Genomic DNA, 25,533 nt, shown 5'->3' with positions numbered 1-25,533 from the left:
TCTTTCATCATCCGGGGATACCTGGGGTCCCTCCCTTCCCTATTATACCCTAGGTGATAAAAACATATACCTGTAAGGCTGTCCCCTGTCCCAATGACCTCTAATCCCTTTCAGGGATTGAAACTTGCCGGTAAAAATCAAAATTGAAGATAATTACATGTCCCAATGACCTCTAATCCCTTTCAGGGATTGAAACCCAAGGAAGTTCCCCAGGTGATGATTCGGGCAAAGTCCCAATGACCTCTAATCCCTTTCAGGGATTGAAACTTGCTCAAAAACCGTGAAAATCGTATCACTCGGAAGTCCCAATGACCTCTAATCCCTTTCAGGGATTGAAACAGAAATGGAAAGATTCAGCTACAAGAACTCAGCGTCCCAATGACCTCTAATCCCTTTCAGGGATTGAAACCCCGCGCTTTCCCAGATTTTTGCTATTTGAGACAGGTCCCAATGACCTCTAATCCCTTTCAGGGATTGAAACCGTTCGCTGCCCGGTCGGTCGCTTGCGTCCGTGCCGTGTCCCAATGACCTCTAATCCCTTTCAGGGATTGAAACATCCCAGAAGGATGCCTCTCTTATTCTTTTAAGGTCCCAATGACCTCTAATCCCTTTCAGGGATTGAAACTATAGCTATGCCCTTCGGGCTGATCAAGGTAACGTCCCAATGACCTCTAATCCCTTTCAGGGATTGAAACCCCGCTAAAAACGAGGAAGAAGTGGATTTAAGTAAGTCCCAATGACCTCTAATCCCTTTCAGGGATTGAAACGGATAAAACCAGCGGGGGCCGAAAATGTCGGGGAAGTTATCAAAGTCCCAATGACCTCTAATCCCTTTCAGGGATTGAAACAGGGTTACCGCCAGATTTCTCAGCCAATAACCCTCGTCCCAATGACCTCTAATCCCTTTCAGGGATTGAAACTCTTTCCCCGCTGGTGCTTGTCCCCCGGGGCTGGTTCCTTGTCCCAATGACCTCTAATCCCTTTCAGGGATTGAAACTTGCTTTTTCATTAGACTTAAGGCGTTCTTTCATTTCCGTCCCAATGACCTCTAATCCCTTTCAGGGATTGAAACTTCCGACAGAAGAACCGCAGTGGCTCCCTGGAAACGTCCCAATGACCTCTAATCCCTTTCAGGGATTGAAACGGAGTAATTGGCTGAACGGGAAAAACAATCTCCAGTCCCAATGACCTCTAATCCCTTTCAGGGATTGAAACTTGATATGGATAGTTTCGGTGAGAATATGGAATGGTCCCAATGACCTCTAATCCCTTTCAGGGATTGAAACACTTGTCCCCCTTGTTGTAGCATCGCCATATCTTAGTCCCAATGACCTCTAATCCCTTTCAGGGATTGAAACATCTATCGCTCAATTATATAGATCCAAACTTCAGTCCCAATGACCTCTAATCCCTTTCAGGGATTGAAACTTCCCATGCTTCGCACCATTCGTTTGTTGTTAGGTCCCAATGACCTCTAATCCCTTTCAGGGATTGAAACCACAAAGGTGGATTGAGGGCGAGTCTGGAAATTTGTCCCAATGACCTCTAATCCCTTTCAGGGATTGAAACAAAGGAACTCCCTTGATAATTTCTCCAACCCCATCAGTCCCAATGACCTCTAATCCCTTTCAGGGATTGAAACGCGACAACTTCCGCACAAACGCTACGAGGGCGAAGGGGTCCCAATGACCTCTAATCCCTTTCAGGGATTGAAACTCTCTTAAGTTAATCAACACACTTCCGGAACCGGGTCCCAATGACCTCTAATCCCTTTCAGGGATTGAAACAGCAAAAGAATTATCATTTAAATTCCAATTATTCAGGTCCCAATGACCTCTAATCCCTTTCAGGGATTGAAACGATAGAATCCTGTATCAATTTTGTTAGCAAAAGAAGTCCCAATGACCTCTAATCCCTTTCAGGGATTGAAACTGAACACCCTGAATTAAGAAATAAGGCGCAACCTTGTCCCAATGACCTCTAATCCCTTTCAGGGATTGAAACTAGCCAAATGAGGTAAGTATCATGAGCGCTCATGAGCGTCCCAATGACCTCTAATCCCTTTCAGGGATTGAAACAGTGAATTCCTCGCCTACCAGCTTGATGCAGCGAGTCCCAATGACCTCTAATCCCTTTCAGGGATTGAAACCACCCAGTTCCTAGGATAAAATTTTGCCTCCCGCGTCCCAATGACCTCTAATCCCTTTCAGGGATTGAAACTAAATACCCCTTCCCTGCGGCGCTACGACTTACGGTCCCAATGACCTCTAATCCCTTTCAGGGATTGAAACAAGCGCCTTCCCGAGGAAATTATCCCCTTCCTTTGTCCCAATGACCTCTAATCCCTTTCAGGGATTGAAACTTCACTGCATAGAGGGTAAAACTCCAGAAAGTCGGGTCCCAATGACCTCTAATCCCTTTCAGGGATTGAAACATGTCCGAGATGATTTCGCCCTTTTCGAGTTGGTCGTCCCAATGACCTCTAATCCCTTTCAGGGATTGAAACCTACGTCTTCAATGAACTTAAACGGCAAAAAGCCGAAAAAAGTCCCAATGACCTCTAATCCCTTTCAGGGATTGAAACTGGGGGTTGCCGCGCCGCTTGCTCTCGCGTTCGTGGTCCCAATGACCTCTAATCCCTTTCAGGGATTGAAACGAATCCACCGATGCCCCTGAGACTACCCAACAAGTCCCAATGACCTCTAATCCCTTTCAGGGATTGAAACCTCTTCCCCCTCCCCTGGGAAAGGGGGGGACCGCGGTCCCAATGACCTCTAATCCCTTTCAGGGATTGAAACATTGGAAGGGGGAGATGATGAGAGTTAATCTATTTCGTCCCAATGACCTCTAATCCCTTTCAGGGATTGAAACTGCCATTATCCACACGGATTCAACCGAATGGAGATGAGTTCGTCCCAATGACCTCTAATCCCTTTCAGGGATTGAAACATTGGTAGCAGACCCAGCAACGGGCGAACTTGAAGATGTCCCAATGACCTCTAATCCCTTTCAGGGATTGAAACCGGGTAAATCCCGGCACTAAACCTCGTCACAATGTCCCAGTCCCAATGACCTCTAATCCCTTTCAGGGATTGAAACAAGTGATCACAAATTATTAGAGGCAGTTGGCGGCCAAAGTAAGTCCCAATGACCTCTAATCCCTTTCAGGGATTGAAACTCAACGTAATAGTCTTTTCGTGCCATAGTTCAGAGTCCCAATGACCTCTAATCCCTTTCAGGGATTGAAACTGGCTTCCCGCTGGTGTTTCCGTTCCGGTTGGTTGGGTCCCAATGACCTCTAATCCCTTTCAGGGATTGAAACGGTTCACTATTTGTTCGGGCCAGCAGACCCGAAAGGTCCCAATGACCTCTAATCCCTTTCAGGGATTGAAACTTGAAGAAAATACCCAGGGGGCAAAGCATCGAGTCCCAATGACCTCTAATCCCTTTCAGGGATTGAAACTCTAGTAAAGTTGCTCCCGTGCCGATCGTGATGTTTGTCCCAATGACCTCTAATCCCTTTCAGGGATTGAAACCCAGCCCAAGGGCTGAGACGAACAAACTTACTATGTCCCAATGACCTCTAATCCCTTTCAGGGATTGAAACAAATAACTGCTGAGAATCACGGGCCAAAATAATACAGTCCCAATGACCTCTAATCCCTTTCAGGGATTGAAACGTTTCGGGATACCAGGCCAATCTAGGGCCAGACGTCCCAATGACCTCTAATCCCTTTCAGGGATTGAAACTATGCCAACTTTGGAACAGGTTACCGACTCTGGGTCCCAATGACCTCTAATCCCTTTCAGGGATTGAAACTAGCTTCATCGGTGGCGGCATGATTAGGGCATCCGTCCCAATGACCTCTAATCCCTTTCAGGGATTGAAACTTCGGTCAATCCGTCGCTGTCTTCCTCTAGGTTGTCCGGTCCCAATGACCTCTAATCCCTTTCAGGGATTGAAACAAGGCTCACCCAGAGATTCCCTTGATTATCACCGGTCCCAATGACCTCTAATCCCTTTCAGGGATTGAAACGGCAAATATAGCCCAGAACAAAATCCTCGCAAAGTCCCAATGACCTTTAACTAACTGTGCCGCGTTCGTTACAATCTCCCCAAGCCAGAACAAAATCCTCGCAAAGTCCCAATGACCTCTAATCCCTTTCAGGGATTGAAACGAATCAACGGGAAGCAACCGGAGGATCCTGAACATCCCAATGACCTCTAATCCCTTTCAGGAATTGAAACGAGATGGGCCTGGATAAGATCGCCGGATCAGCCACAAGTCCCAATGACCTCTAATCCCTTTCAGGGATTGAAACAAAGGGTTTATCCCAAGCACGATCGCCGGAGTCGGGTCCCAGTCCCAATGACTTCTAATTCCTTTCCGGGATTGAAACTGGGGTTAATGGCATGACAACACCGGGGCGATCGCCTCCAAATCCCTCTTCTCAGACTGGGATCGCCCCGGTGTTCATTCTCACATTTCCCGGAATTACGGTAAGTTCTCGGGACCGGCTCCGATGATGCCTATTTTGTGACGGAATGTGAGTTCACCGCCAAACCAGCCGGTTACTCCCAATAGGCTGGCAATAATCAGTGACAGAACCAATCCCCAAGGTATAATCGGTGCGGCAGGGTCTCCGAGTCGCGTCCACAGATTGAGGATACTGAGTAGTAACACGCCGATGTTTCCAATCATGTGAATCCATCCGGCGCTGCGATCGCGGACTCGTTTGATTTTCACAAAGTCAAACATTCCTGTGAGACCAGCGGCGACTCCACTGATGATTCCTCCGACAATCAGCCAAAATGACGCTCTGGCCCAAAATAAATCTGTTGTTCCCCAATATACCACATCGCTAATCAAGGCAGAAATTAGTAACCCGATCGGCATGGTCACGATGACGGGGTGGATCGGATGACCGGCGATGGATAGTTTACTGGTGACACCAGAATCCAAATACTCTTCGTCTTTAGTTTCAATGACTGGGGGAATATTCGGATAAGGGGAGATTCTTCTTTCGCTTGTTGCCATAATCTTTTTTGTTAACCGCCAATTTTTAACAAATTAGGAGCGAATACTTGAGGCGATGCTTTAGCTCACCTGTATTCGCTCCTAACTTAAGCTGCCTTAGTTGTAAGCCTTCTTCCCCTCACCCTAAATCCACCTACCGGCAGATTTCATCCCCTCGAATGGGAATAAATTTATGCCTCTGGACCGAACCACTCTGAGGTAAAGCTGCCATGCAATCCGTATGGAACATGATGTTTGAGGTGCAAGCGGGCGATCAGTCCTTGGGTCAAATCTTCCGCATCTAATAGGACTAAATCAGACCGATGGTGTGTAGCATCATACATCAGCACGAGCAACCACCCCTCATCTTCCCGGGTTCCCCCAGGACGCGGAACAAACACGGGTTCCCCAGTAAATCCTCGCGGGGCGGCGCTCCATATCTGTTGGGTTTGGGTTTTGAAGTCCAGCTTTAATACTGCCTGCAAGGGGGCATTTCCCTGGGATGCATGAGCAGTTCCGATATACAAGTACCGATAGGGTCGGCCTACTTGTTCAGGATGTAAGACGGGAAACTCACAGCAGCGGGTTTCTATCACCTGATGCTGCACAGTTGCGGTTTCTAAGTTTACCTGAAATCGCCATAACTGACCCGCAGGAACGGAATCAAAATCAATGTCTCGAAAATCGAGATCGGGGTCAACAGAAGGGAAAGAGTCATAACAGATGGAATCAATGAAAATTTCCCCATTTTCTTCCCAAGCATTGGCATGGTGGAAGACGAAGCAAGGTTCAGTTTCAATGATTTTGACCGCTGATTTCCCATCCCGAGGAATTAAAATAATTTTAGTTTTTTCCTGGGTATTAAAGTCAATACATTGCCCGGGACTGCGCCATCCTAATAAAAAGGGTAAAGGATTAAAGCGGACGGGATTTTGGAAAAAGATACAGTAATTAGGGGTGATTGCCATGTCATGGAGGAAGGCAAACCCAGGAATGCTGTGAGAATGTTGTCGCACCACTTCCCCCGTGGGGTTGAGTTCATAAATGGTGATGGTGCTGGAGGGTCCGGTTTTAACCCCAAAGTTGACGAGGCAAGGTTCACCGCCATCTTGTTGAGAATGGGGGTCAATGCGCGGATGGGCGGCAAAGGCATCTCCTGGGTTTAAAGTGCCTTGAATAGAGTCTAATCCTAGGGTTTTTAGGGTATGAGGGTCAAGGCGATGGGGTTGGGCTGCTTCCCACAAGGCGAGGAGTTTGTTTCCCCAATAAATAACGTTGGTATTGGCAATATTTTTAATATTGATGTTAAAAATATTGGCTAACCATCCCCCGGGTTTTTGGGTGCCAAAGACGCCACGATAGAGGATTTTTCCCGCTTTTTGTTCGGCGAGATAGCCTTCGGTTTCAACGAAGCGGTTACTAAAATGGGCGCGACCTTTTTTGATAGCTATTTTGCAGATCATGCCATCGCCATCAAAGGGATGATGAATGGGTTCACCGTTAATATCGAGGAGTCCGGGACCGTTTTTAAAGAAGGTGCCTTCGAGTTCGGTGGGGATTTCTCCTTGGATGTCGTCAATCCAGTAGTCAAATTCCTTAGATTGGGATTCGTAGCCTTTTTGCCAGTCTTGGCGAGTATAGGATTTGTTGGAGGAAATGTTTTGGGGTTGACGCTTTTGGAGTTGCATGAAGTTGAGAGAAATTTGGGGTGATTAATGTTAATTGTGGGGATTGGGTTGAATGTTTGGAGGACGAGTTAATCTGGATAACGACTGAAGTCGTTACTACAAACATGAGGGTACATTAGCTAATTTGGGGGGGTTCCCGGATTAGGCTGAGGGTTCTAGTTCAGGAACTTGTTCCGGTTGTAAGGGTTCGATCGCCCCTGCATGATCCGGACTTAATTTCGGCCTATCTTCATACTGCCGATTCTCATCGGAAAAGGCAGATTGATTATCGCCCGAATTACTATCCGGTAGCCATTTGATGAACATTAGGGGTAACAGGGTGGTGAGGTTGGTAATCACAACTAATAACCAGAGTTGGTCAAAGTTGGTTTCACTCACTCCCAAGACGTGCATCAGCAATGCGCCTTCTTCGTATGACAGCAGTCCGGCTAGGTTAGTGACGGACATTAATAGGGCAAATAAGGTGGCTTCGACTCCTGGGGGGCAAAGTCTGGCAGCGAGGACTAGAACCGGCATATAGGCGATTTGTCCCATGACGGTGAGAATTAAACTATCGCCGATGCTAAACCAATGGTCATCGATGCCGATCGCCCGGTTGCTATGGGTCACCAGTAACAACGTTGTCATCCCTAACACCGCAGAAAGCAGAGTTGACCACCGGAAGATTGTGCGAAAGGGAATGGTTTTAAAAAAGCGTTGGAACAGCCAAATCCCCACGAGGGAGGCAAGACTGGTGACAAGTCGCACTTTGCCTAAAAATTCGGGCTGAAATCCCAGTTCGTTGGTGGTGAAGTAAAAGAAGGCGGAATCACTGGATGGGGTTGCCTGCCAGATAAACAGAAAGGCAGTGGGTAACCAAATCGCTTTTTGAGCGATCGCACCTTTGAGTTGACTCACTTGTTCTTTAACTTGTACCAACCCAGTCGCATCCTCCCCCACTCGTTCCTCGGCAATCAACCAAGCAACGGCAGAGACGATGGGAGGAAAGCTTGCCGTCATTAAAAACACCGTTTGGCTGCTAAAATGTTCCAGCAAAGAACCGCTCAAATAGGCCGTAATCAATCCCCCAATGGCGGAGGAACCCCAGCACAAGGATTGCAGGGAACCGGCATTACTTAAAGACTCGTTTCTGGCGCGTTCAACGACGAGGGAATCTACAATCACATCGCTGACGGCAACAGACAGAGAACTGAGCAACATTAAGGCTGTCGCTTGCCATCCCGTATTGACGAGAGTTGCCATGCCGATCCAGGCGACTGCACCAAATATCCCCGACAGAATGAGATAGGGTCGTCGGCGATACCCCAAAATGGGTAACCCATCGGACATAAACCCAAAGAGGGGTTTAACAATCCAGGGTAAAGAAGCAATCCCCATTAAGGCTGAAACTTCTGCAGGACCTAGCCCGAGTTCGTCTTTGAGGAAGAAACTCACGGCTAATCGGGCTAACCCCAGGATGCCTTGCACGAAGTACACCAGCAGGATCGCAACCAGTTCAGGGGTAGGTTCGTTGCCGAATAAGAGTTTCTCTTGTATTAAAGTTTTGATTTTGGCTCCATTCGTCGGGGAAGTTAGCATGGGGCTTATTTTCTTAACATTTCTCAATAATTTATAGCATAACTTTATTTTTCCAAGGGTGGCTACTTCTAGGGAGGGAAGTCACCACAGATTTCACGGATTTTCACGGAGGGATGTGAAAGGGGAGGGGCGTAGAATGGGTTGAGATCTGTTTGGGGGTTGATGGGGATGTCTAATCGTAATTCCGGATTTAGGCACGTTTATTTGGCTGCGATCGCCTGTTGTGTGGCTATTATTTTAGCGGGTTGTCCGTTGTTGTTGGGACCGCCGACGGGTCTGGAAAGCCATTTGCTACTGGGAAATCCGAGTAATGCTACTTGGGATCCCGCGAATGCGGATAATTATTTGATGGAAAAGCCTCAATATGTGTTGTCCTATAATCGCAGTTTGGGGACGGCAAATTGGGTGAGTTGGCAGTTGAATTCATCCTGGTTGGGGACGGTGGACCGCCAAGATGATTTTAGACCCGATGAATCGTTACCGGAAGGGTTTTATGCGGTGAGGGGGACGGATTATCGGGGGAGTGGATATGATCGCGGACATCTCGTACCTTCGGGCGATCGCACCGCTTCATCTGAGGACAATTCCTCTACATTTGTCATGACTAATATAATGCCCCAATCGGCGGCGAATAATCGAGAGGTGTGGAATGAATTAGAACAATATTCCCGGCAGTTGGTGGAAGAGGGGAAGGAATTGTATATTATTGCGGGACCGGAAGGACGAATCAAGGCGATCGCCAATGGTCGCATTACGGTCCCGCGCTATACTTGGAAAATTATCCTAGTTCTCGATCGCCCCGGCAGTGGATTGGATGATATTACGGCAGATACCCGGGCGATCGCTGTCCGAATGCCCAATACGGAACGAGTGGCAAATACAGCATGGCGGGATTACCGAGTCTCCATCGATGTCTTGGAAGCGGCAACCGGGTATGATTTCTTGTCTAATCTGCCAGTAGGGATTCAAGCGGCGATCGAGAGTCGCGTAGACAATCTCTAATAGACCCCTTACCTACTTCTAAAAAGCCCCCCTTCTTAAGGGGGGTTGGGGGGATCCATCCTTTTTGAACAAAAGCTATAATTATCAGAAAAGGACAAAGCCGTGCCTTATCATGATGGAATTATGTCTCTACAATAGTTGTCTTGATTCCTACAGTTTTATCTTCCACCGTTCCCAATACATAAGCCTCAATTTCTACCTCTCCGAGACGATAAACAATTAAGTCATTCAATTGCTCATTCAGAAAATCAAATAACTGTTGATAACGGTCTCGGGTTGCTCGTTCCTCTTCATTGTGCCACGATTGTTCCCGGAGTGCCGGGGCAAAGAAACGTTCGATACTCACGGTCTCAACAGGGGTATCCGAGGGAAGATTACTCTGTTCTAAGAGTTTTTCCGGGGTGATATTTGAACATTCATAAGAGACAACTTGCCAGGGATAATCTGCTTCACTCATCCAGAGCAAATCTTGGGTGAGGTTTGTCAATTCTTCGGTTATTGCTTGGGTCATAGTTGGGGTGTTTTTAAGATAATTTATTGGGCTTAAATAAGAAGTACATCTCCACATTTAAGTACACTTCCGGTCCCCTCCCCTTGGCAAGGGGAGGGTTAGGGTGGGGTTTTCCTGACGTGGCGATTCCCTACGGGATAGCTCCGCTTACCGCCACGTCACGCACTCTTGGAGGCGATCGCAATTGTAGAAAGGCTGGTCCCACCTATTTTTTCGTGACGTGCGATCGCTCGGCAATGAGGACCCCACCCTAACCCTCCCCTTGCCAAGGGGAGGGGACCGGAGGTGCAGTTAAATGTGAGGTAAATCAGCATAAATGTAAAAAACTTACTCTTTTTAATTATCGGGTGTCCGCTCATCAATTAAGACAAAACCCGGAAACATTTTGGCGATCGCATTGCCTAGCTCGTATTCAATTCGTTTTTCTCCGGCAATATCTTCTATCACTAAATAAGCAATTTGAGACCGATCCACTCGCATTCCCACCCGCCATGAGTCATGGGAATCATAACTCGGAAGTTTAACCATATCGGGTAGAGATTCTTTCAATCTGATGCCCTTGGATTGGGGGTCAACCCAAAGGGTTAAACTTAGGGGAGTATCATTTTGAAAGGTGACTAAGGGGGGAATATCGGCAAACTGGGGTTTTGCCAATTCATCTAAACCTGAACCGCCTTTAATAATGGGTATAAACCGCTGTTCTCGTTCCGCTTGGGGATTAATAGTATCTACAACAATTCCCAGGGTGTGAACGTATTTTTCTGTAGGTTCTACGAGTTGATTTGCGATTAAACAAGCTCCGTAAGAAATGGCATAGGCACTATTGGTTATGTTAAAGGTTTGGTCAAAGCGGGGGTCGGTTTCATTGATGGCTAATGCTTCGGAAATGGCGCGTTGAACGAGGAGAAATTGGGAGAATCCGCCAACTAAAAAGAGGCGGTCAATTTCTAGGTTTTGTTGCTGTAACCAAGCTTTTAAGCGATTCATCACCCGGTGAATTCCGGCGGAAATGGGGGTAAAAGCTTCTAGGACTTCCGCGAAGCTGACGCTGTAGCCGCCTGCAAAGACATATAAATCGCGATCGCCATAAATATCTGGTTCTTTTAAACAGTTGATGAGTTTGCGCGTTCCTCGGCCATGAGAGCCAATTTTAACCGTTTCAAACTCTCGGAGTAAACGCAGGAATTCCGGGTCTGTTTCATCTAACGGGTGGCCTTGTTTGCGCTGATAGGCGAGTTGGACACAGTGGCGATCAAAGGCAACTCCGGCAGAATCTAAACCGCGATCGCCTTCTCCATCAAAATAAAGCACCTCCACCTTTTTATCCCCATAAATCCGGCACAGACTCACATCAAAAGTCCCGCCTCCCATATCACAAACCAGCAAATTTCCACTAAAGGGAGCAACTCCCTCTTGTCGAGCGCGGCGTTGAATTTCCCAAGCATAATAAGCCGCCGCTGCCACAGGTTCACTCACCAGATGAATGAGGGGTAATCCTAACTGTTTAATTAAGGTTTGGAGCGATTCGCGGCCCCGATTATAAATATCTCGCTGCCAAATTTCGGGAACCGAAACTACCAACGCCTTCACTCCCCCTTGTTGGTTCAAGAAACTATAGGGATTCTCCTCAGAAATTAGCAGTTCCCGCAGGTAATCTGCCGTCACCGTACTCGGTGTGCGATCGCCTGCAAAATACTCGGAAAAATCAGCCAAGGGCAACCGCATTTTAAAATTGCCATAACTTTCTACCTCCGGATGATTCGCTGCCGTCGTCCTTGCTGCCATGCCAATTTCCACAAATCCCTCATCGTAGGCGATAAAGGAAGGGACATATTTATGACCGTCTGGCCCCCCATATTGGAACGCATCCAGTTCTCCATTCGGACCCATGTAGGAGACGATCGAGTTAGTAGTGCCGAAATCGAGTCCGATATTGTAGCCTGTCATGATTCCTAAAGCGTTAGGGGTGATAGTCCAATCTCGCCGAGAGCCCCGGGTCACTCTTCCATCAACGGGACCAGAAAGGCGGTTTCTGGCCCTCCTGGGGTGCAGATGGGCAGAGGGTTGGTGAAGAATCCCGGTTTCTCACCGCTGTGCCAATCCGATAGAACAAGTTTATTTTAAATGGCGATCGCCCCTGCTGACTTTCTTCAGTGAGTTTCTGTATTCTGGGATTCGGTTGCACAATCCCTCGGGATGTCTCTTCCCAAACCCCACCGGACCTTTGAATGCCCCTGTTTTTTCCGGGTCAAGACTTAACCAATCTTTAACATTAACCTCAAAATGGTAGAAGCCAAAACTTACGAAATTTTTAATAGACCTCTTGCACAAATCCGGATTGATCCCCCCAACCCCCCTTAAGAAGGGGGGCTTTTAAGAAGTTTGCAAGAAGTCTAATAATACTTCAATATATTTTTTTCAAAATACGGAGTTTATCCCCCTTTCCTGTTTCCTTAAAAATGCCAATCTGCTTTTAACAATTTGCCAATCAGTCTAATAGAATTCTTACCCAATTCTTAAAAGCCCCCCTTAATAAGGGGGGTTGGGGGGATCAATCCTTATTCTTAAAAGCCCCCCTTAATAAGGGGGGTTGGGGGGATCAATCCTTTTTGCAAGCGGTTTAATATATTTCATAATCATGGGAACCTCTATAAATGGGGTAAATCCCGAAATCGGCGCTAAAGTGTTGTCTAATAGTGGCAGGACTATCGGTTAAGGGGAGTCCCCCATTGCATTTAGTCCCCAATCTCTCTATTTTCGACAGTTCAGGACTTTCTACCTATGTTTAACTTCCAGAATTGGCAATTTCTGCGGGTATTGCTGCTGAGTTTCTCTCTCATTCCCTTGGCAACGCTACCGACAAGGGCGCAATCTTCTTTTACTGATGTGCAAGGACATTGGGCGGAATCTTGCATTGAAACTTTGAAAACTCGACGGATTATTAATGGGTATGAGGATGGGACGTTTCGTCCAAATGCGCCGGTGACGCGGGCGGAATTTGCAACCATGTTGGATGTGGCTTTTCCCAATGCAACAGCGGGACGGGATGTGGTTACTTTTATGGATGTTCCTAGCGGTTATTGGGCAACTCCGGCGATTCGGAGTGCTTATCAACGAGGATTCTTATCGGGATATCCGGGAAATCGATTTAATCCGACGCAAAATATCCCTCGGGTTCAGGCATGGGTGAGTTTAGTGAGTGGATTGAATTATGCTCCTCAAGGAGAACCGGAAAAGTTATTATCTCAGATGTTTGATGATGGGGGACAAATTCCCAGTTATGCCCGCAATGCGATCGCAGCAGCAACAGAAAAGCGCCTGATTGTTAATTATCCCAATCTCCGCCGTTTAGATGGCAATCGCCCTGCAACTCGGGGAGATGTCTCTGCTTTCCTCTGTCAAGCACTCATGGGACGGACTTCTCCTCTGTCTTCTGAATATGTTGCCCTTGCGCCAATTCCTATCCCAAATTCAGAAATTCGGGGGGTGTGGTTAACCAATATTGATAGCGATGTTCTATTTTCTAAAAGTAATTTAGAACGGGGCATAAAACGACTTGCTGACCTAAATTTTAACACAATTTATCCCACGGTTTGGAATTGGGGGTACACCTTGTATCCGAGTCAGGTTGCGCAACGGGCGACGGGAAAATCTATGCAGTTAGTCACGCCCATCGATCGCAATCATGACCCAAATTTAGGACAAGGACGGGATATGCTCAAGGAGGCGATCGCTGAAGGGAAAAAAAATGGATTGCGGGTGATTCCTTGGTTTGAATTTGGCTTTATGGCCCCGGCTGATTCTGAATTAGCCCGTCGTCATCCCCACTGGCTGACGGAACGCATTGATGGGACAGAAGTGACGATGGAAGGAGAACATCCTCGGGTTTGGTTGAATCCATTTCACCCCGAAGTCCAGCAATTTATCCTAGATTTACTCCTAGAAATTGTTACTAATTATGAGGTAGATGGCATCCAACTAGATGACCATTTAGGGTTACCTTCGGAATATGGCTATGATGATTATACCGTCCGCCTCTACAAACAAGAACATAACGGAAATTCTCCGCCGACAGACCCAAAAGACCCAGCTTGGTTACGCTGGCGGGCCGATAAAATTACGGCTTTTAAAGAACGAATGTTCCGAGAAATTAAAGCGCGCAATCCCAAGGCAATTGTGAGTTTATCTCCCAATCCCCAAGAGTTTTCTTATGAATACTATTTAGCAGATTGGGCAACTTGGCAACAAAAAGGATTAGTGGAAGAAATTGTCTTGCAACTGTATCGGAATGATATTAATGTGTTTATTGAGGAGTTAGAACGGCCCGAAGTGCAAGCGGCCCGCCGCAATATTCCCGTTGGAATTGGAATTCTCAGTGGGTTACGCGGTCGTCCTATTCCCATGCGTCAAATTCAAGAACAGGTCGAAGTGGTTCGGGAAAAAGGATTTGCAGGGGTTTCTTTCTTTTTCTATGAAAGTATGTGGAGTTGGTCCGATGAAACGCCGGTGCAACGGGAACGCGGGTTTGGGCGATTGTTTCCGAATCGGGCCGATCGCCCCAGTGTGATTGATAACGAGAATTGGCAATCTAACCCCTAAATAGGTTTGGCCTAAAGTCAACATTTGTTGATAATCTCCCCGAATTTCCCAAAAGGCGATCGCCGCCTATCCCGAAAACTTGCCACTAACCCTCGCAATGCCATAACGGTTAGTGGCAACACCCGCGAGGTGTTGCCCCTTGGAACATTTCGGACCCCCTGGGGGTCAATCCACGAGCAAAGACAGACCCCAGTTTGGCTAAATGCCGAATAGGGATTATTTTGTAAGCATTCATCGATCCTTTTCTCTTAAAAATCCATGAAAAATTCCGCCAAAATTCAGGCCATTTTATTGGGTATCGGACTGGTCCTAACCTCTGGTTTCACCTTCCCCCAAGCGGCATCCGCTCAAAGACCCCTTGCAGCCCTGACCGAACGAGTTATCACTTACAAAGGTATCGTCTATCCCGTGATTCGCTCTTTGCCCGTGATTCTCGATCGCACTGGGGGTGCCGCCTCTCGGGGGAATATTATCACCACCGACAGCAGTTCCGATGGCCGTTATGAATTAGTCGAGTTAATTGGCGATATGAGTTCCCAGAGTATTTTCTCTTATACTGGACGCACCGCCTTCCGCCAAGCCCGCGTCAAAGATACCGTCACCGGAGAAACGATGGAAGCGTTAGTTCCCTTGATGATCCGTTATTTCTAAAAACTTGTTCGCGGCAGGGGAAAACGCCTCTGCCTCTCTCCTCACTTGAAAAAATAAACCCTAAAACCTCAGCAAAATGCTGGGGTTTTATTAATTGACCCCAAATTATCCCAGGGGTGGCCCCTTAAAAATTTACGCGCACATTTGCCACTCGTCGTCCTCGACTGATGGTGAACACGGCGGAATCGGGACGGGTATTTAAAAACGCCAAAAGTTGCTCGATCCGCTGTAAACGAGTGCCATTCACCCCTAACAAGCGATCGCCGGACCGCAACCCAATTTGCGCGGCAGGAGAACCTCGTTCCACAGACTGAATCACTAAACCGGCATTCACCTCTATCCCTAACCGAGGCGGCGGAGAAGTTGACCCAGAGGGCGATGGGGAGGGCGTCCTAGAAGTCCCTTGGGCCACCGTCCGGGACCGATTAGCAGCGATAAAGTCCTGGGCAACCGTGGCACTTGTGGCAAACCCAATCCCAATATTACCACCCCGATTCGGGCTTAAAATTGCCTTGTTGACCCCAATGAGTTCACCATTGGAATTAAGCAAAGGACCGCCGGAATTACCGGGATTGATGGCGGCATCGGTTTGTAAATCCCCGTTATCAGCAATTCGGCTGAGAATTCCGGTGGTAAAGGTTCCCGAGAGTCCAAAGGGACTGCCGATCGCATACACCCGTTGACCGACCTGGATCCCATCTCGACTCGCCACCCGTAACGCAGGCAAGGGATCGCTGGTTCTGAGTCGAACTAAGGCTAAATCATTGCGGCGATCAGTGGCAATCACATCCCCGATGTAAGTCTGTCCCGTACTCGTGAGTACCTCCACTCGGCCATTCCGCGCTGAACTCACCACATGATCGTTCGTTAAAACGAGGCCATCAGCACTGATAATACTACCAGACCCTGCACCTCGGCCCACGCGGATGGTCACTACCGAAGGACTCGCCTGCTGATAGACATTGATGCTGGTTTGTTCATCCGCACTAAAGGCGGTGGCAACAGTGGAGAAAGGAGGACTCACCAGACTCGACGTGGCGATCGCCCCAGCGGTGAGAACACTCAATAATAACCTCTGTGGTTTCATGCCTTTAACTCTCACAGTATAAACTCAAAATATTGACTCAAAATATAGAATTTGTAGACGTTGCTAGAGCCTAGCAGTTCCATTTCCTGGGGCGATCGCCTCAGCCTTTCAGCTACTATAAGATTACCTTTTTTAATTTTCATCGCAACAGACGGACCTAGACCCGGCGATCGTCCTTGGAGGAGTTGAGGTCACCGGCTCACAGTTCTGTTCCCTGGCGATCGGTCCAACCCTCTTAAATTTTAGCCTGTTTAGCCATGACTTTGAACCGGCGAACCTTTAATAAAAATGCCCTACTCTTTTTAATGGGTTCTGCACTGCAGCCCATTCTCCAAGGATGTCGTACTCCAACCCGGACTACACCGCCAAGGAATTTGTTACCCACCGTTAATGAAACCGTCCAAGGGGCGATCGCCGGACTCTCCCCAGACACCGAATTATTAATCCCCACCTTTCTCGGCAACGATCAGCGGAGATTTTATGGCAGAGGGATACCCCAAGGATTAAATCTCCTCGATAAATTTGCCCTAGGAACCGGCAGAACCCGAGTCGGCACCTCTTGGCGGACCTGGAGTGGTGCTGGATGGACCGGACAACCCACCCTCACCCGAGACCAAGGCAAAGTTTATCTCACCCTGGGCGCTTATGATCACAGCTTCAGAAAAATTGATATTGAAACCAACGAAGTCATCTGGCGTTATCAATTTGATGATGTCATTAAAGGAACTGCTAGTCTTTATATCGATGAAAAAGCCTCCGAAGAAAATCGCATCGTCATCTTACAAGGCAGTCGGTTAGGCATTCAAAATTCCCTCGATTCCGCCGGTCCTATTCCCAGCTTTCGTGCCCTTTCCTTTAGAACTGGCGAAGAACTTTGGAAACTAGATATTAGAAAAACGGCAAGTTATAGTCGGGATAATGATAGCAGTGCCTTAGATTTAGGCAATGGTATCTTATTCAACGCCGGAGAAAATGGCATTGGGTATTTTCTGAATAGTGATACCAATACGGCTACTCTAAAATCCGGCATTGGTCAACCGCAAATTTTAGGTGAAGTTCAACTCTATGAAGCCGGTGATAGTCTCCGACAGGGAGGAAATATTGTCACTGAATCGTCCCCCGCTCGACTCGGAAATCAACTCTTTATAGCGTCGGGTTCCGGCCATATTTATGGCATTAACCTAGAAAACAAAGAAATTATCTGGGATTTTTTCACCGGGTCTGATATTGATGGCAGTGTAGTTATTTCCCAAGATAATAAACTATTTTGTGCCATAGAAAGACAATACATTCCCGGCCAAGGGGGAGTCTTTAAACTCGACCCCAGCCAACCGGAAGAAAAGGCTGTAAATTGGTTTTTTCCCACAGGAAATCGCAATTTTAGTGGATGGGAAGGGGGAATTATTGGGTCCGTTGCCCTCAATGATGAATATAATCCCACGGGAGAATTCCCGGCCTTATTTGCCATCACGGCCATTGATGGTTACCTCTATATCGGGTCTCAAACTCAAACCACAGGTGAAAAAGTTAAAGGACCTTGGTTCAAAGAAGAGTATGACACTCCCTTGATTTTATTTAAAACCAATATTGGAGGTTCGATTTCTACGCCAATTTTTACCGAAGGGAATAAACTCATTGCTGCCGGATATAATGGAGTTTATTTGTTTGATTTACACTGGGAAGAAACCCAGGGCAATAGGTCAAATGCAGTTTCTAATCAACGAGGAGAATTTTATCGGTTAAAAGTAGAACAATCAGGACATTTTTTACCCGGTATCTCCTTTGAATCTACCCCAATTGTTTGGGATGGAGTTGTTAGAATTTGCGCCCGCGATGGCTGGATGTATTCTCTTGGATAAGTTTTTCTTTTTTTTTCGGGAAGACTAAAGGTGTTATTAAAACCACCAGAGGGCGGGTAAAATTCTAAAAAACCCACCTTATTAAGGGGGGTTGGGGGGATCAAATTGGGAGTTTACAAGATGTGTATTCAAGAAAGAGAGAGGTTATTATTAGAAAATGAAAATTCAGGATATACTAGAGGGGAAAATCTGGGATAGTATAGAGGTGGGGAATTATGATTAAGTCTTGGATGGTGATTGCGGCGATCGGTGTTTTAGTGGCGGGAGGTGGTAGTGCATTGACGGGGGCCGATATTCGCTGGTTTAATCGCTTGCAGCGTCCCCGATGGTTGACCTTTGAACGGGCAATTCCCATCATTTGGACTCTCATTTTTATTTGTGGGGGTTGGTCCGCTTATCTAGTTTGGGAAGCCGCCCCCAGAACTCAACTAAGTTGGGTCTTAATGGTCTTTTATTTAGTGCTAGAAATTGTCACAATTTCTTATACCCCTGTCATGTGTAAATTGCAAAGCCTCACCGTGGGGACAATTATTGGGGCAACGGGAGGTTTATTAAGCTATTTATTAGCATTAAGTGTTTGGCCCATTTCAACTTGGGCGGGGGTTTTATTAATTCCTTATATGATTTGGAGTCCAATTGGTACTTATACCACTTGGGCAATGGTTCAGATCAATCCAGAGGACCGCTAAGGAAAACATAGAAATGAGTCAGGTGCGTAACCCGAAAGCACGCACCTAGTTTACTTCTTTTAATTAAGCTACTGCGGACTCTTTTTGTTCAAATTCATAGGCTTCAATGTGTTTTTGTTTTGCTAAATATTCCGCCAGTTGACTTTCAATTTGGTCTCGAACAATGGTGCGATATTCGCTAAAATGTTCAAAAAGTCCGCACACGGCTAAATAATGATCGAATACCCGGGGATTATGGCGGAGAATTGTAGCCAAATACAGCCAGAATTTCCAACGGGTAGGACGAACGATTCCTTGTCGCCAGCAAATCGTTAAAAATGCCCGAATGGTAGGCCAGTTGAAGCGACGCCTCGCTACGGGATTCCGGGGTTTACCCATCATCATAAAATGGCGGTAGGTGCGGTCTAAATAGCGTTGAGGATCGTAGAGTTGCCAAAATCCATCAATGTATTCCCGGGCAATCTCTTCCAGAGGTCGGGTGGGAATGAAATTCATTAAGGTGGTTTGGTTTCCGTTAGCAAGTTCGGTATTTAAGCGCCCCTCTTTCTGTAATCGATGCCAGAGGGCGGTATGGGGAAGGGCTTGCAACATACTGAACATTGCCATTGGAATGGAGGTATTTTCGACGAACTGGACGATGCGATCGCCTGCCCCCGGTTTTTCCCCATCAAAACCAATAATAAATCCCGCCATCACCCGCATTCCGGCTTCAGTAATCGCTTGAACTGAATCACTCAGAGAATCTCGGGTATTTTGAAACTTTTTAGTCAGGGTCAGGCTGTCTTCGTCCGGGGTTTCAATTCCTAAAAATACGACATAGAAATTGCAATCCACCATCATTTTCAGCAACTCTGAATCTTGACCCAAATCAACCGAGGCTTCCGTAATTAACCGGAAGGGATAACCATTTTTTTCTTGCCAATTTTTCAAATCTTTGAGCAAAAGCTTAACGTTGCGCTTATTGCCAATAAAGTTGTCATCGACCAGAAAAACCGCTTGAGTAAACCCCAATTCTAAGAGGCGATCGAGTTCGGCTAAAATTTGGGAGGGATGTTTAGTGCGGGATTTGCGTCCGTAGAGGACAATAATATCGCAGAATTCACATTGAAAAGGACAACCCCGAGAAAATTGAATCGCCATCGTATCATAGGCATGACGATCCAATAAATCAAAGCGGGGGATAGGGGTTTGCGTTACGTCGGCTTTTTCACCATTGGCGCTGAAAGTGCCGGTTTTTTCCCCTCGTTTTAGGGCTTCAACAAACAGAGGAAGCGTGATTTCCCCTTCATCTAAAATCAGGTAATCGGCACCCGCTGCTGCTGCTTCCCTGGGGAGGGATGTTACATAAGGGCCACCGACAGCTACAAGCTTAGAACGCCGTTTCGCTTCGCGAATCAGGGCCAGGAAATCTTCTTGTTGAACTATCATGGCCGATAAAATCACTAAATCTGCCCATTCCCATTCTTCCTCAGTGATGTCACGAATGTTGCGATCGGCGAGTTTATAGTCCCATTCCTGGGGTAATAAAGCCGCAACAGTGACTAAACACAGGGGCGGTAGTAGGGCTTTGCGATCGACTAAAGCTAAAGCTTTTTCAAAGGACCAGAAACTTTTCGGAAAAAGTGGATATAAAAGTAAGACACGCATGAGTTGTTTCCGATATACAATAAGGACCCGGAATGCAAAGACTCGATGAATTGGTTCTTGTCCTTTAATATAGGCGAAATTTTAAAAAATGGCCCGGTTTTCAAAAAAGGTTATCTTAAAATAGGGGTTGAGGTTAAAAATCCGGGGTAAATGGTCTTTTCCAGATGATGCTAGAGGCTGGGTAGAGTGCTGAATTAAAAAAGAGCTGAGTATTAATCACTCAACTCCTGGATAGAAATAGTTAAAACGTTTATGAGGGTAGGGATTTAGTCGCCTATTTTTTGTTTCAAATCAGGATAGGTGCTGCGATCGCCAGGTCGAACAATCCGACTTTCTCCATCGGTAGCGGTGACATTTTCATAAACCCCATCATCCCGTTTAACCAACTTGCTGAACCCTTGACTTTTGAGTTCGCTGTTGCCGGTGGGAAACATCACCGCTGGGGCACAGATCAACCGTCGCACAGGTGCAGATAGAGGCGTCTCACCCGGTTCGAGGTTTGCCAAGTGGCACAATTCTCCCCAAGTTTGCGCTTTATCTTTAATGGAGTGAGTCACGTCCAGTTTTTGATTGGTACTAGGACAGAAATAAGTATAGAGCGGCATAATCTGTCTGATGCAGTTAATGGGTATATGGTTTGACACTTGACTCTTAAGGTCGCCTTAATCATAGCAGATAGGGGAGATAGGGGAGATAGGGGAGATAGGGGAGATAGGGGAGAGACGGGAGATCGGGTAGATGGGGGAGATAGGGGAGAGACGGGAGATATGGGAGATTTTCAACGTCCCGACTTCAGTCGTTTTTTCTCCCCATCCTCCCCATCTCCCCTATCTACCCCATCTCCCGTCTCTCCCCTATCCTCCCCATCCTCCCCATCCTCCCCATCTCCCCCATCCTCCCCATCTCCCCCATCCTCCCCATCTCCCCCATCCTCCCCATCTCCCCATCTCCCCCATCTCCCTTTTACAATAAAGTTGAGATGACTTGTTAAGAATTGTAAGGTTTTGGCATGGTAGATCAACTCATTAGAGCAACGGCAGCGGATGGAGGGATTAGAGCAGTTGGAGTAATTACGACGCGGTTGACGGAAGAGGCCCGTCAGCGGCATGGTCTCTCCTATGTGGCAACGGCGGCCCTAGGACGTACTCTGTCATCGGGATTACTCCTGGCGTCCAGTATGAAGCGACCGGGATCGCGAGTGAATATTCGGTTTAAAGGCAATGGACCATTAGGCGGCATTCTAGTAGATGCGGGATTAGATGGAACCGTGCGCGGGTATGTGGATAATCCCGAGATAGAATTGCCGCCGAATGCGATCGGGAAATTGGATGTGGGGGGGGCCGTCGGGAATGATGGATATCTCTACATCGTCCGAGATGTCGGATATGGTTACCCCTATTCAAGTACCGTGGAACTGATTTCTGGGGAAATTGGGGATGATATTGCCCATTATCTGGTAACTTCCGAGCAGACGCCTTCGGCCCTAGTGGTGGGGGTCTTTGTAGAGGCGGCAGGGGTCCAAGCCTCCGGGGGAATTTTGTTGCAGGTGATGCCGAAAGCAGCAACGGATGAGGAACTCGTGGCCCTCTTGGAATCGCGGGTTGCCAGTTTGTCGGGATTTACACCGTTATTACAAGCGGGTAAATCCCTGCCGGATATTTTCGAGCAACTGCTGGGAGATATGGGATTGAATATTTTACCGGAGAGACAACTGGTGCGCTTCCACTGCGGATGCTCTCATCAACGGATGTTAGGGGCGTTGAAGTTGCTTGGGGAAGATGAACTGCTGGACATGATCGAGAAAGACGATGGTGCTGAGGCGGTTTGTCACTTCTGTGGGGAAGTTTACACCGCCAGTCGCGATCAACTCACGGAACTGATTGGGACTTTGCAAGCCGAGTCTTGATGCAGGCGATCTCCTAACTGTTACTGGACCCCCATCTATAAAACTTATGCGGAGTATCGGGGTCTAGTAACGGTTTGAACCCTGGTTTTTGTCCCAATTGGCTGCTAATAAGGATAAATGCTGTACAAGCACGGGATGTTTAACCTCTAGGGAGTGAAGTCCTGGGGGGAAGTTTTTTGTAAAGTGGGGATCGCAACTGAAAATAACATGAGAAGATAAGAAGCAATCAATCAATCGGGTTGACCACTCCACGGGAAAATAGAGGGTCCTTCCTTGTCCGATGCCCTAACTCTCCCAACCTGGAATAAGCTGTTTTCCAGGATTCGATCTACTGCATTAAGGTATCTGGGTGCGGGGAAGCTACAGAGGGTCAAGGACAAGAAGGATAGAGGAAACCGGAAAGGCGGGGGGTGCAGATGTAGATCCGCCTAGAAAGAAACGGTAGATAAGCGAACGGCGTTGCCAAAAAAGCTCTAGCACTCTTAACCTAAACAATTCTTGGTGCTAGATTGAGGAAAATATAAACGGCTTTTATGGAACCTAATACTTAGGTTTTGGAACTGTGGCCGAATCGTAAAACCTGTCTTTCTAAAACAGCCAAGCAAGACTGACGCAAGAGTGTTTTCGGGTGGGCTATGACTAAAGATCGCAAATTTCCAGAGCAGTGGCCTAAAGCCCAGCCGCCGGAGTCCGGACAACCCGACTCGTCGGCAAGAATGCCTGCATCGTCCCTGTCTGGGTTCCGCCGAAGTGCTGCGGGGGCGGGTTCACGGCAGGGTTCCTATCTGCACCTGCCGCCTTCAACTTCGGATCTATCTTCCGGAGGGGAAGGGACCGATCGCATAGGGTCTCGCAGGCAGAAACGCTTGGGACAAAATAGGAGGGCTGAACAAGATTCCAGTCAACGCTATCGCGACGGTGGGTCCTTTGATTTTAGTCTACAGGGGTGGCGCAAATGGCTCACGAACTGGCAACTCTGGGCCTTGATCACGTTTCTGTTGACCGGAGGATTGGGGGGAACCGCATTACTGACCTTATTGCGCCTTCCAGCGATGCCCAATTGTGGAGAGAATGCCTGGACTTCGGGTTCGGAACATTTGTACTGTGCACAACAAGCTGCGAGTGAGCAAACGGTAGATGGGTTGTTGCGAGCGATCGCTGAGGTGCATCAACTTCCTGAAGACCACCCCTTACGTCCGGAAATCAATCGTCAGATTGAAAAATGGGCAGGACAACTCCTAGATTTGGCTGAAAAAATCTTTAATGAAGGCAAGCTCACGGAAGCAATTTCTTCCGCCCGTCAGATTCCCCCCAATACAACAGCTGCTGGTTTAGTCCAAGAACGAATTACTCGCTGGCAGTCCATCTGGAATGAGGCGGAAAAGCTCTATAAAAATGCTGAGTCAGAGTTAGAAAAAGAAAATTGGAACCAAGCTCTGGGCTATATGCGACAACTGCTTTCCGTGGAGAATACTTATTGGGAAACGGTTCGCTACGATGGCCTTAGTCAATTGATTCGGGCGACTCAGCAAGAAGGTCAAACCTTGAACAAAGCCCGCAGTTTAGCGGAACAAGGAGATCTGAAAAATATCACCGAAGCGATCGCCTTGGTGGAAAAAATTGAACCTCAGAGTAAGTTATATAAAAAATCTCGGTCTTTAGCCACTGACTTTGCCAAGCAAATACTCGCATTAGCCCGCAAAAATGGGGAGGACAAGAAATGGGAAGATGCCATCTACATTGCTCGCCAAGTTCCCAATAACAGTTCGGTTAAAAAAGAGGCGGAGGATTTCATCGAACTCACTCGGGCCAAATCCATTGCATCTCGGGTAACGGTCCGCTCTTTGGAAGATGCGATCGCCAAAGCCCAAGTGATTGGCCCCGATCGCCCCTTGCACTTAGAAGCCAAACGGTTAATCTCTCAATGGCAGGATAGCATCAAAGATGTGGCCTACCTAGAACAAGCGCGAAATATCGCAATGTCTGGGAATGTTAACAATTTGCGCTCGGCGATCGCCCAAGCTCAATTGGTGAGTCGCACCAATCTGGTCTGGGATCGAGCCCAGGAGGAAATTAACGAATGGCAAAGTCAGATTGAGGAGAGCGAAGACCGGCCCTATCTGCGACAAGCTGAACAACTTGCCAGTTATCGCGATCGCCCTTCCTTGCAAGCGGCAATTGATACCGCAAGAAATGTCGGTTCAGGGCGAGCATTGTATGCAGAGGCCCAGGACAAAATTGAGAAGTGGAGTCAGGAAATTCAACGACTCGAAGACCAACCCATCTTAGACCGCGCCTGGAATTTAGCGCAATGGGGAAATGTGAATGGGGCGATCGCCACCGCGCAAGCCATTCGTCCGGGTCGGTTGCTTTATACCGAGGCCCAGTCAGCGATTCAAACCTGGCAGCAGGAAGGTCGCGATCGCCAACTCCTAGACCGCGCCTATCAGCTTGGAGATGCTTCTCAAAGTCCGGAACGATTGATGCAGGCAATGGATTTGGCGAATCAAGTCTCTTCTAAGTCTAATTTACGCTTTAGTGCCGATGCCGCGATTCAAGACTGGAGTCAACGGATTTTGGGTATAGCCCAACAACGCTCTCTGGAGAATCTTCCTCAAGCGATCGAACTGGCTCGCATGATTCCATCTTATTCCAATCTGTATAACCAGGCACGGCGAGAAGTAGAAGCATGGGAAACCATTCTGAACCCGCCTCCGGTGCAAGTTCAAGAAGTGAGTCCCGGAGTCAGCAACTCCAGTCCCAGCACGTCTTCTTTCCCCCAAGACAGGGCTACAGACTCCGTAACTCCTCCCGTCTCTCCTTCGGGATCTGCACCCAATTCTCCTGAGTTCGCGACCCCTTCTGCACCGACGATGCCCCTCGATCCCATTGAGGGAGTCGGGAGAGATTCTCAGAATCCCCCCCTAAACGAACGAATCGAGTAATTCATCCATGAGGCTAGAGCCCCTTGCGGTCCTTTTCCCCGGTATCTGGGGAAGAGGACCGCAAGTCGTTCGGTTTTTTGTCAAAAGCCTGAACCTGTAAGCATTCTGAGTTGTTATTTTCTCATTAACCTCTTCCAGTTTGACCTCAACTCCGATACTCCTGCTCAATGGGTCGCTCTTTTGACCCTGAAGAGGTAGCTGTACTTTCGTCAGCTTTAAAAATTCTTAACAATAAATTTGAAAGTAAAATCCCTAAATTTGGGTATAATTATAAGACTACAGACGGCAAATTAACCGTTAAAATTTCACCTCAAAATCATTATCCAGCCGGTGAAATGAGTTAGAAAGCCTGC

At 47.5% G+C, this 25,533-nt stretch carries 16 protein-coding genes and 1 CRISPR repeat array; of the genes, 7 read left to right on the top strand and 9 right to left on the bottom strand.

Annotated elements, in window-relative coordinates:
• Positions 1-87: 87 nt before the first annotated feature.
• Positions 88-4,037: direct repeats of the CRISPR family, unit length 37 nt; unit sequence GTCCCAATGACCTCTAATCCCTTTCAGGGATTGAAAC.
• A 459-nt stretch (positions 4,038-4,496) separates the two neighbouring features.
• From NG796_RS20790 to NG796_RS20780, 3 genes are all read right to left on the bottom strand, one after another.
• Positions 4,497-5,039, bottom strand: a complete 543-nt coding sequence (locus NG796_RS20790; RefSeq protein WP_261208990.1) for a DUF2231 domain-containing protein — start codon at positions 5,037-5,039, stop codon at positions 4,497-4,499.
• Between the two features lie 170 nt (positions 5,040-5,209).
• Positions 5,210-6,706, bottom strand: coding sequence for a carotenoid oxygenase family protein (locus NG796_RS20785; protein WP_261208989.1), 1,497 nt, complete (start codon positions 6,704-6,706; stop codon positions 5,210-5,212).
• A gap of 141 nt (positions 6,707-6,847) precedes the next feature.
• Positions 6,848-8,284 (bottom strand): folate/biopterin family MFS transporter, encoded by a 1,437-nt coding sequence (locus NG796_RS20780; RefSeq protein WP_261208986.1) that lies wholly within the window; start codon positions 8,282-8,284, stop codon positions 6,848-6,850.
• A 168-nt stretch (positions 8,285-8,452) separates the two neighbouring features.
• On the opposite strand from NG796_RS20780, the gene NG796_RS20775 reads away from it, so the two are divergent.
• Positions 8,453-9,286 carry a DNA/RNA non-specific endonuclease gene (locus NG796_RS20775; RefSeq protein WP_261208984.1) on the top strand — a complete coding sequence of 278 codons (834 nt, stop codon included), beginning with the start codon at positions 8,453-8,455 and terminating at the stop codon, positions 9,284-9,286.
• A 121-nt stretch (positions 9,287-9,407) separates the two neighbouring features.
• Here the strand turns inward: NG796_RS20775 and NG796_RS20770 are convergent, their stop codons facing one another.
• The 3 genes from NG796_RS20770 to NG796_RS20760 all read right to left on the bottom strand — a co-directional run bounded on the left by NG796_RS20770 (position 9,408) and on the right by NG796_RS20760 (position 11,744).
• A complete protein-coding gene (locus NG796_RS20770; protein WP_261208982.1) occupies positions 9,408-9,797 on the bottom strand; it encodes a nuclease A inhibitor family protein in 390 nt (129 codons plus the stop codon).
• Between the two features lie 158 nt (positions 9,798-9,955).
• A complete protein-coding gene (locus tag NG796_RS20765) occupies positions 9,956-10,111 on the bottom strand; it encodes a hypothetical protein (protein ID WP_261208981.1) in 156 nt (51 codons plus the stop codon).
• Between the two features lie 22 nt (positions 10,112-10,133).
• Entirely contained in the window at positions 10,134-11,744 is a 1,611-nt protein-coding gene (locus NG796_RS20760; protein ID WP_261208978.1) for an Hsp70 family protein, read from the bottom strand.
• A gap of 834 nt (positions 11,745-12,578) precedes the next feature.
• Here NG796_RS20760 and NG796_RS20755 point away from each other — a divergent pair.
• Both NG796_RS20755 and NG796_RS20750 read left to right on the top strand, forming a co-directional pair.
• The gene (locus tag NG796_RS20755; protein WP_261208976.1) at positions 12,579-14,396 is read left to right on the top strand and encodes a glycoside hydrolase family 10 protein; all 1,818 of its coding nucleotides are present in this window, start codon (positions 12,579-12,581) and stop codon (positions 14,394-14,396) included.
• Positions 14,397-14,654: 258 nt separating this feature from the next.
• A complete protein-coding gene (locus NG796_RS20750; RefSeq protein ID WP_261208971.1) occupies positions 14,655-15,047 on the top strand; it encodes a hypothetical protein in 393 nt (130 codons plus the stop codon).
• Between the two features lie 124 nt (positions 15,048-15,171).
• Here NG796_RS20750 and NG796_RS20745 read toward each other — a convergent pair whose 3' ends face one another.
• Positions 15,172-16,134, bottom strand: a complete 963-nt coding sequence (locus tag NG796_RS20745) for a S1C family serine protease (RefSeq protein ID WP_261208970.1) — start codon at positions 16,132-16,134, stop codon at positions 15,172-15,174.
• 305 nt (positions 16,135-16,439) lie between these two features.
• Between NG796_RS20745 and NG796_RS20740 the strand changes: the two genes are divergently transcribed.
• Together NG796_RS20740 and NG796_RS20735 are read left to right on the top strand one after the other, a co-directional pair.
• Positions 16,440-17,993 carry a PQQ-like beta-propeller repeat protein gene (locus NG796_RS20740; protein WP_261208969.1) on the top strand — a complete coding sequence of 518 codons (1,554 nt, stop codon included), beginning with the start codon at positions 16,440-16,442 and terminating at the stop codon, positions 17,991-17,993.
• Between the two features lie 215 nt (positions 17,994-18,208).
• A complete protein-coding gene (locus NG796_RS20735) occupies positions 18,209-18,682 on the top strand; it encodes a TspO/MBR family protein (RefSeq protein ID WP_261208967.1) in 474 nt (157 codons plus the stop codon).
• Between the two features lie 63 nt (positions 18,683-18,745).
• Here NG796_RS20735 and NG796_RS20730 read toward each other — a convergent pair whose 3' ends face one another.
• Both NG796_RS20730 and NG796_RS20725 read right to left on the bottom strand, forming a co-directional pair.
• Complete coding sequence (locus tag NG796_RS20730) at positions 18,746-20,329, bottom strand: B12-binding domain-containing radical SAM protein (RefSeq protein WP_261208965.1); 1,584 nt, start codon at positions 20,327-20,329, stop codon at positions 18,746-18,748.
• A gap of 266 nt (positions 20,330-20,595) precedes the next feature.
• Positions 20,596-20,934, bottom strand: a complete 339-nt coding sequence (locus tag NG796_RS20725) for a zinc ribbon domain-containing protein (protein ID WP_261208964.1) — start codon at positions 20,932-20,934, stop codon at positions 20,596-20,598.
• Positions 20,935-21,338: 404 nt separating this feature from the next.
• On the opposite strand from NG796_RS20725, the gene hslO reads away from it, so the two are divergent.
• On the top strand, positions 21,339-22,235 hold the full coding sequence (gene hslO / locus NG796_RS20720) for an Hsp33 family molecular chaperone HslO (protein ID WP_261208963.1): 897 nt from the start codon (positions 21,339-21,341) through the stop codon (positions 22,233-22,235).
• A gap of 635 nt (positions 22,236-22,870) precedes the next feature.
• The gene (locus NG796_RS20715; protein WP_261208958.1) at positions 22,871-25,180 is read left to right on the top strand and encodes a hypothetical protein; all 2,310 of its coding nucleotides are present in this window, start codon (positions 22,871-22,873) and stop codon (positions 25,178-25,180) included.
• The last annotated feature ends 353 nt before the right edge of the window (positions 25,181-25,533 follow it).

Source organism: Laspinema sp. D2d, assembly GCF_025370755.1.
In the GTDB taxonomy this organism is placed as follows: domain Bacteria; phylum Cyanobacteriota; class Cyanobacteriia; order Cyanobacteriales; family Laspinemataceae; genus Laspinema.
This window is presented reverse-complemented; position numbering and strand designations above follow the sequence as displayed.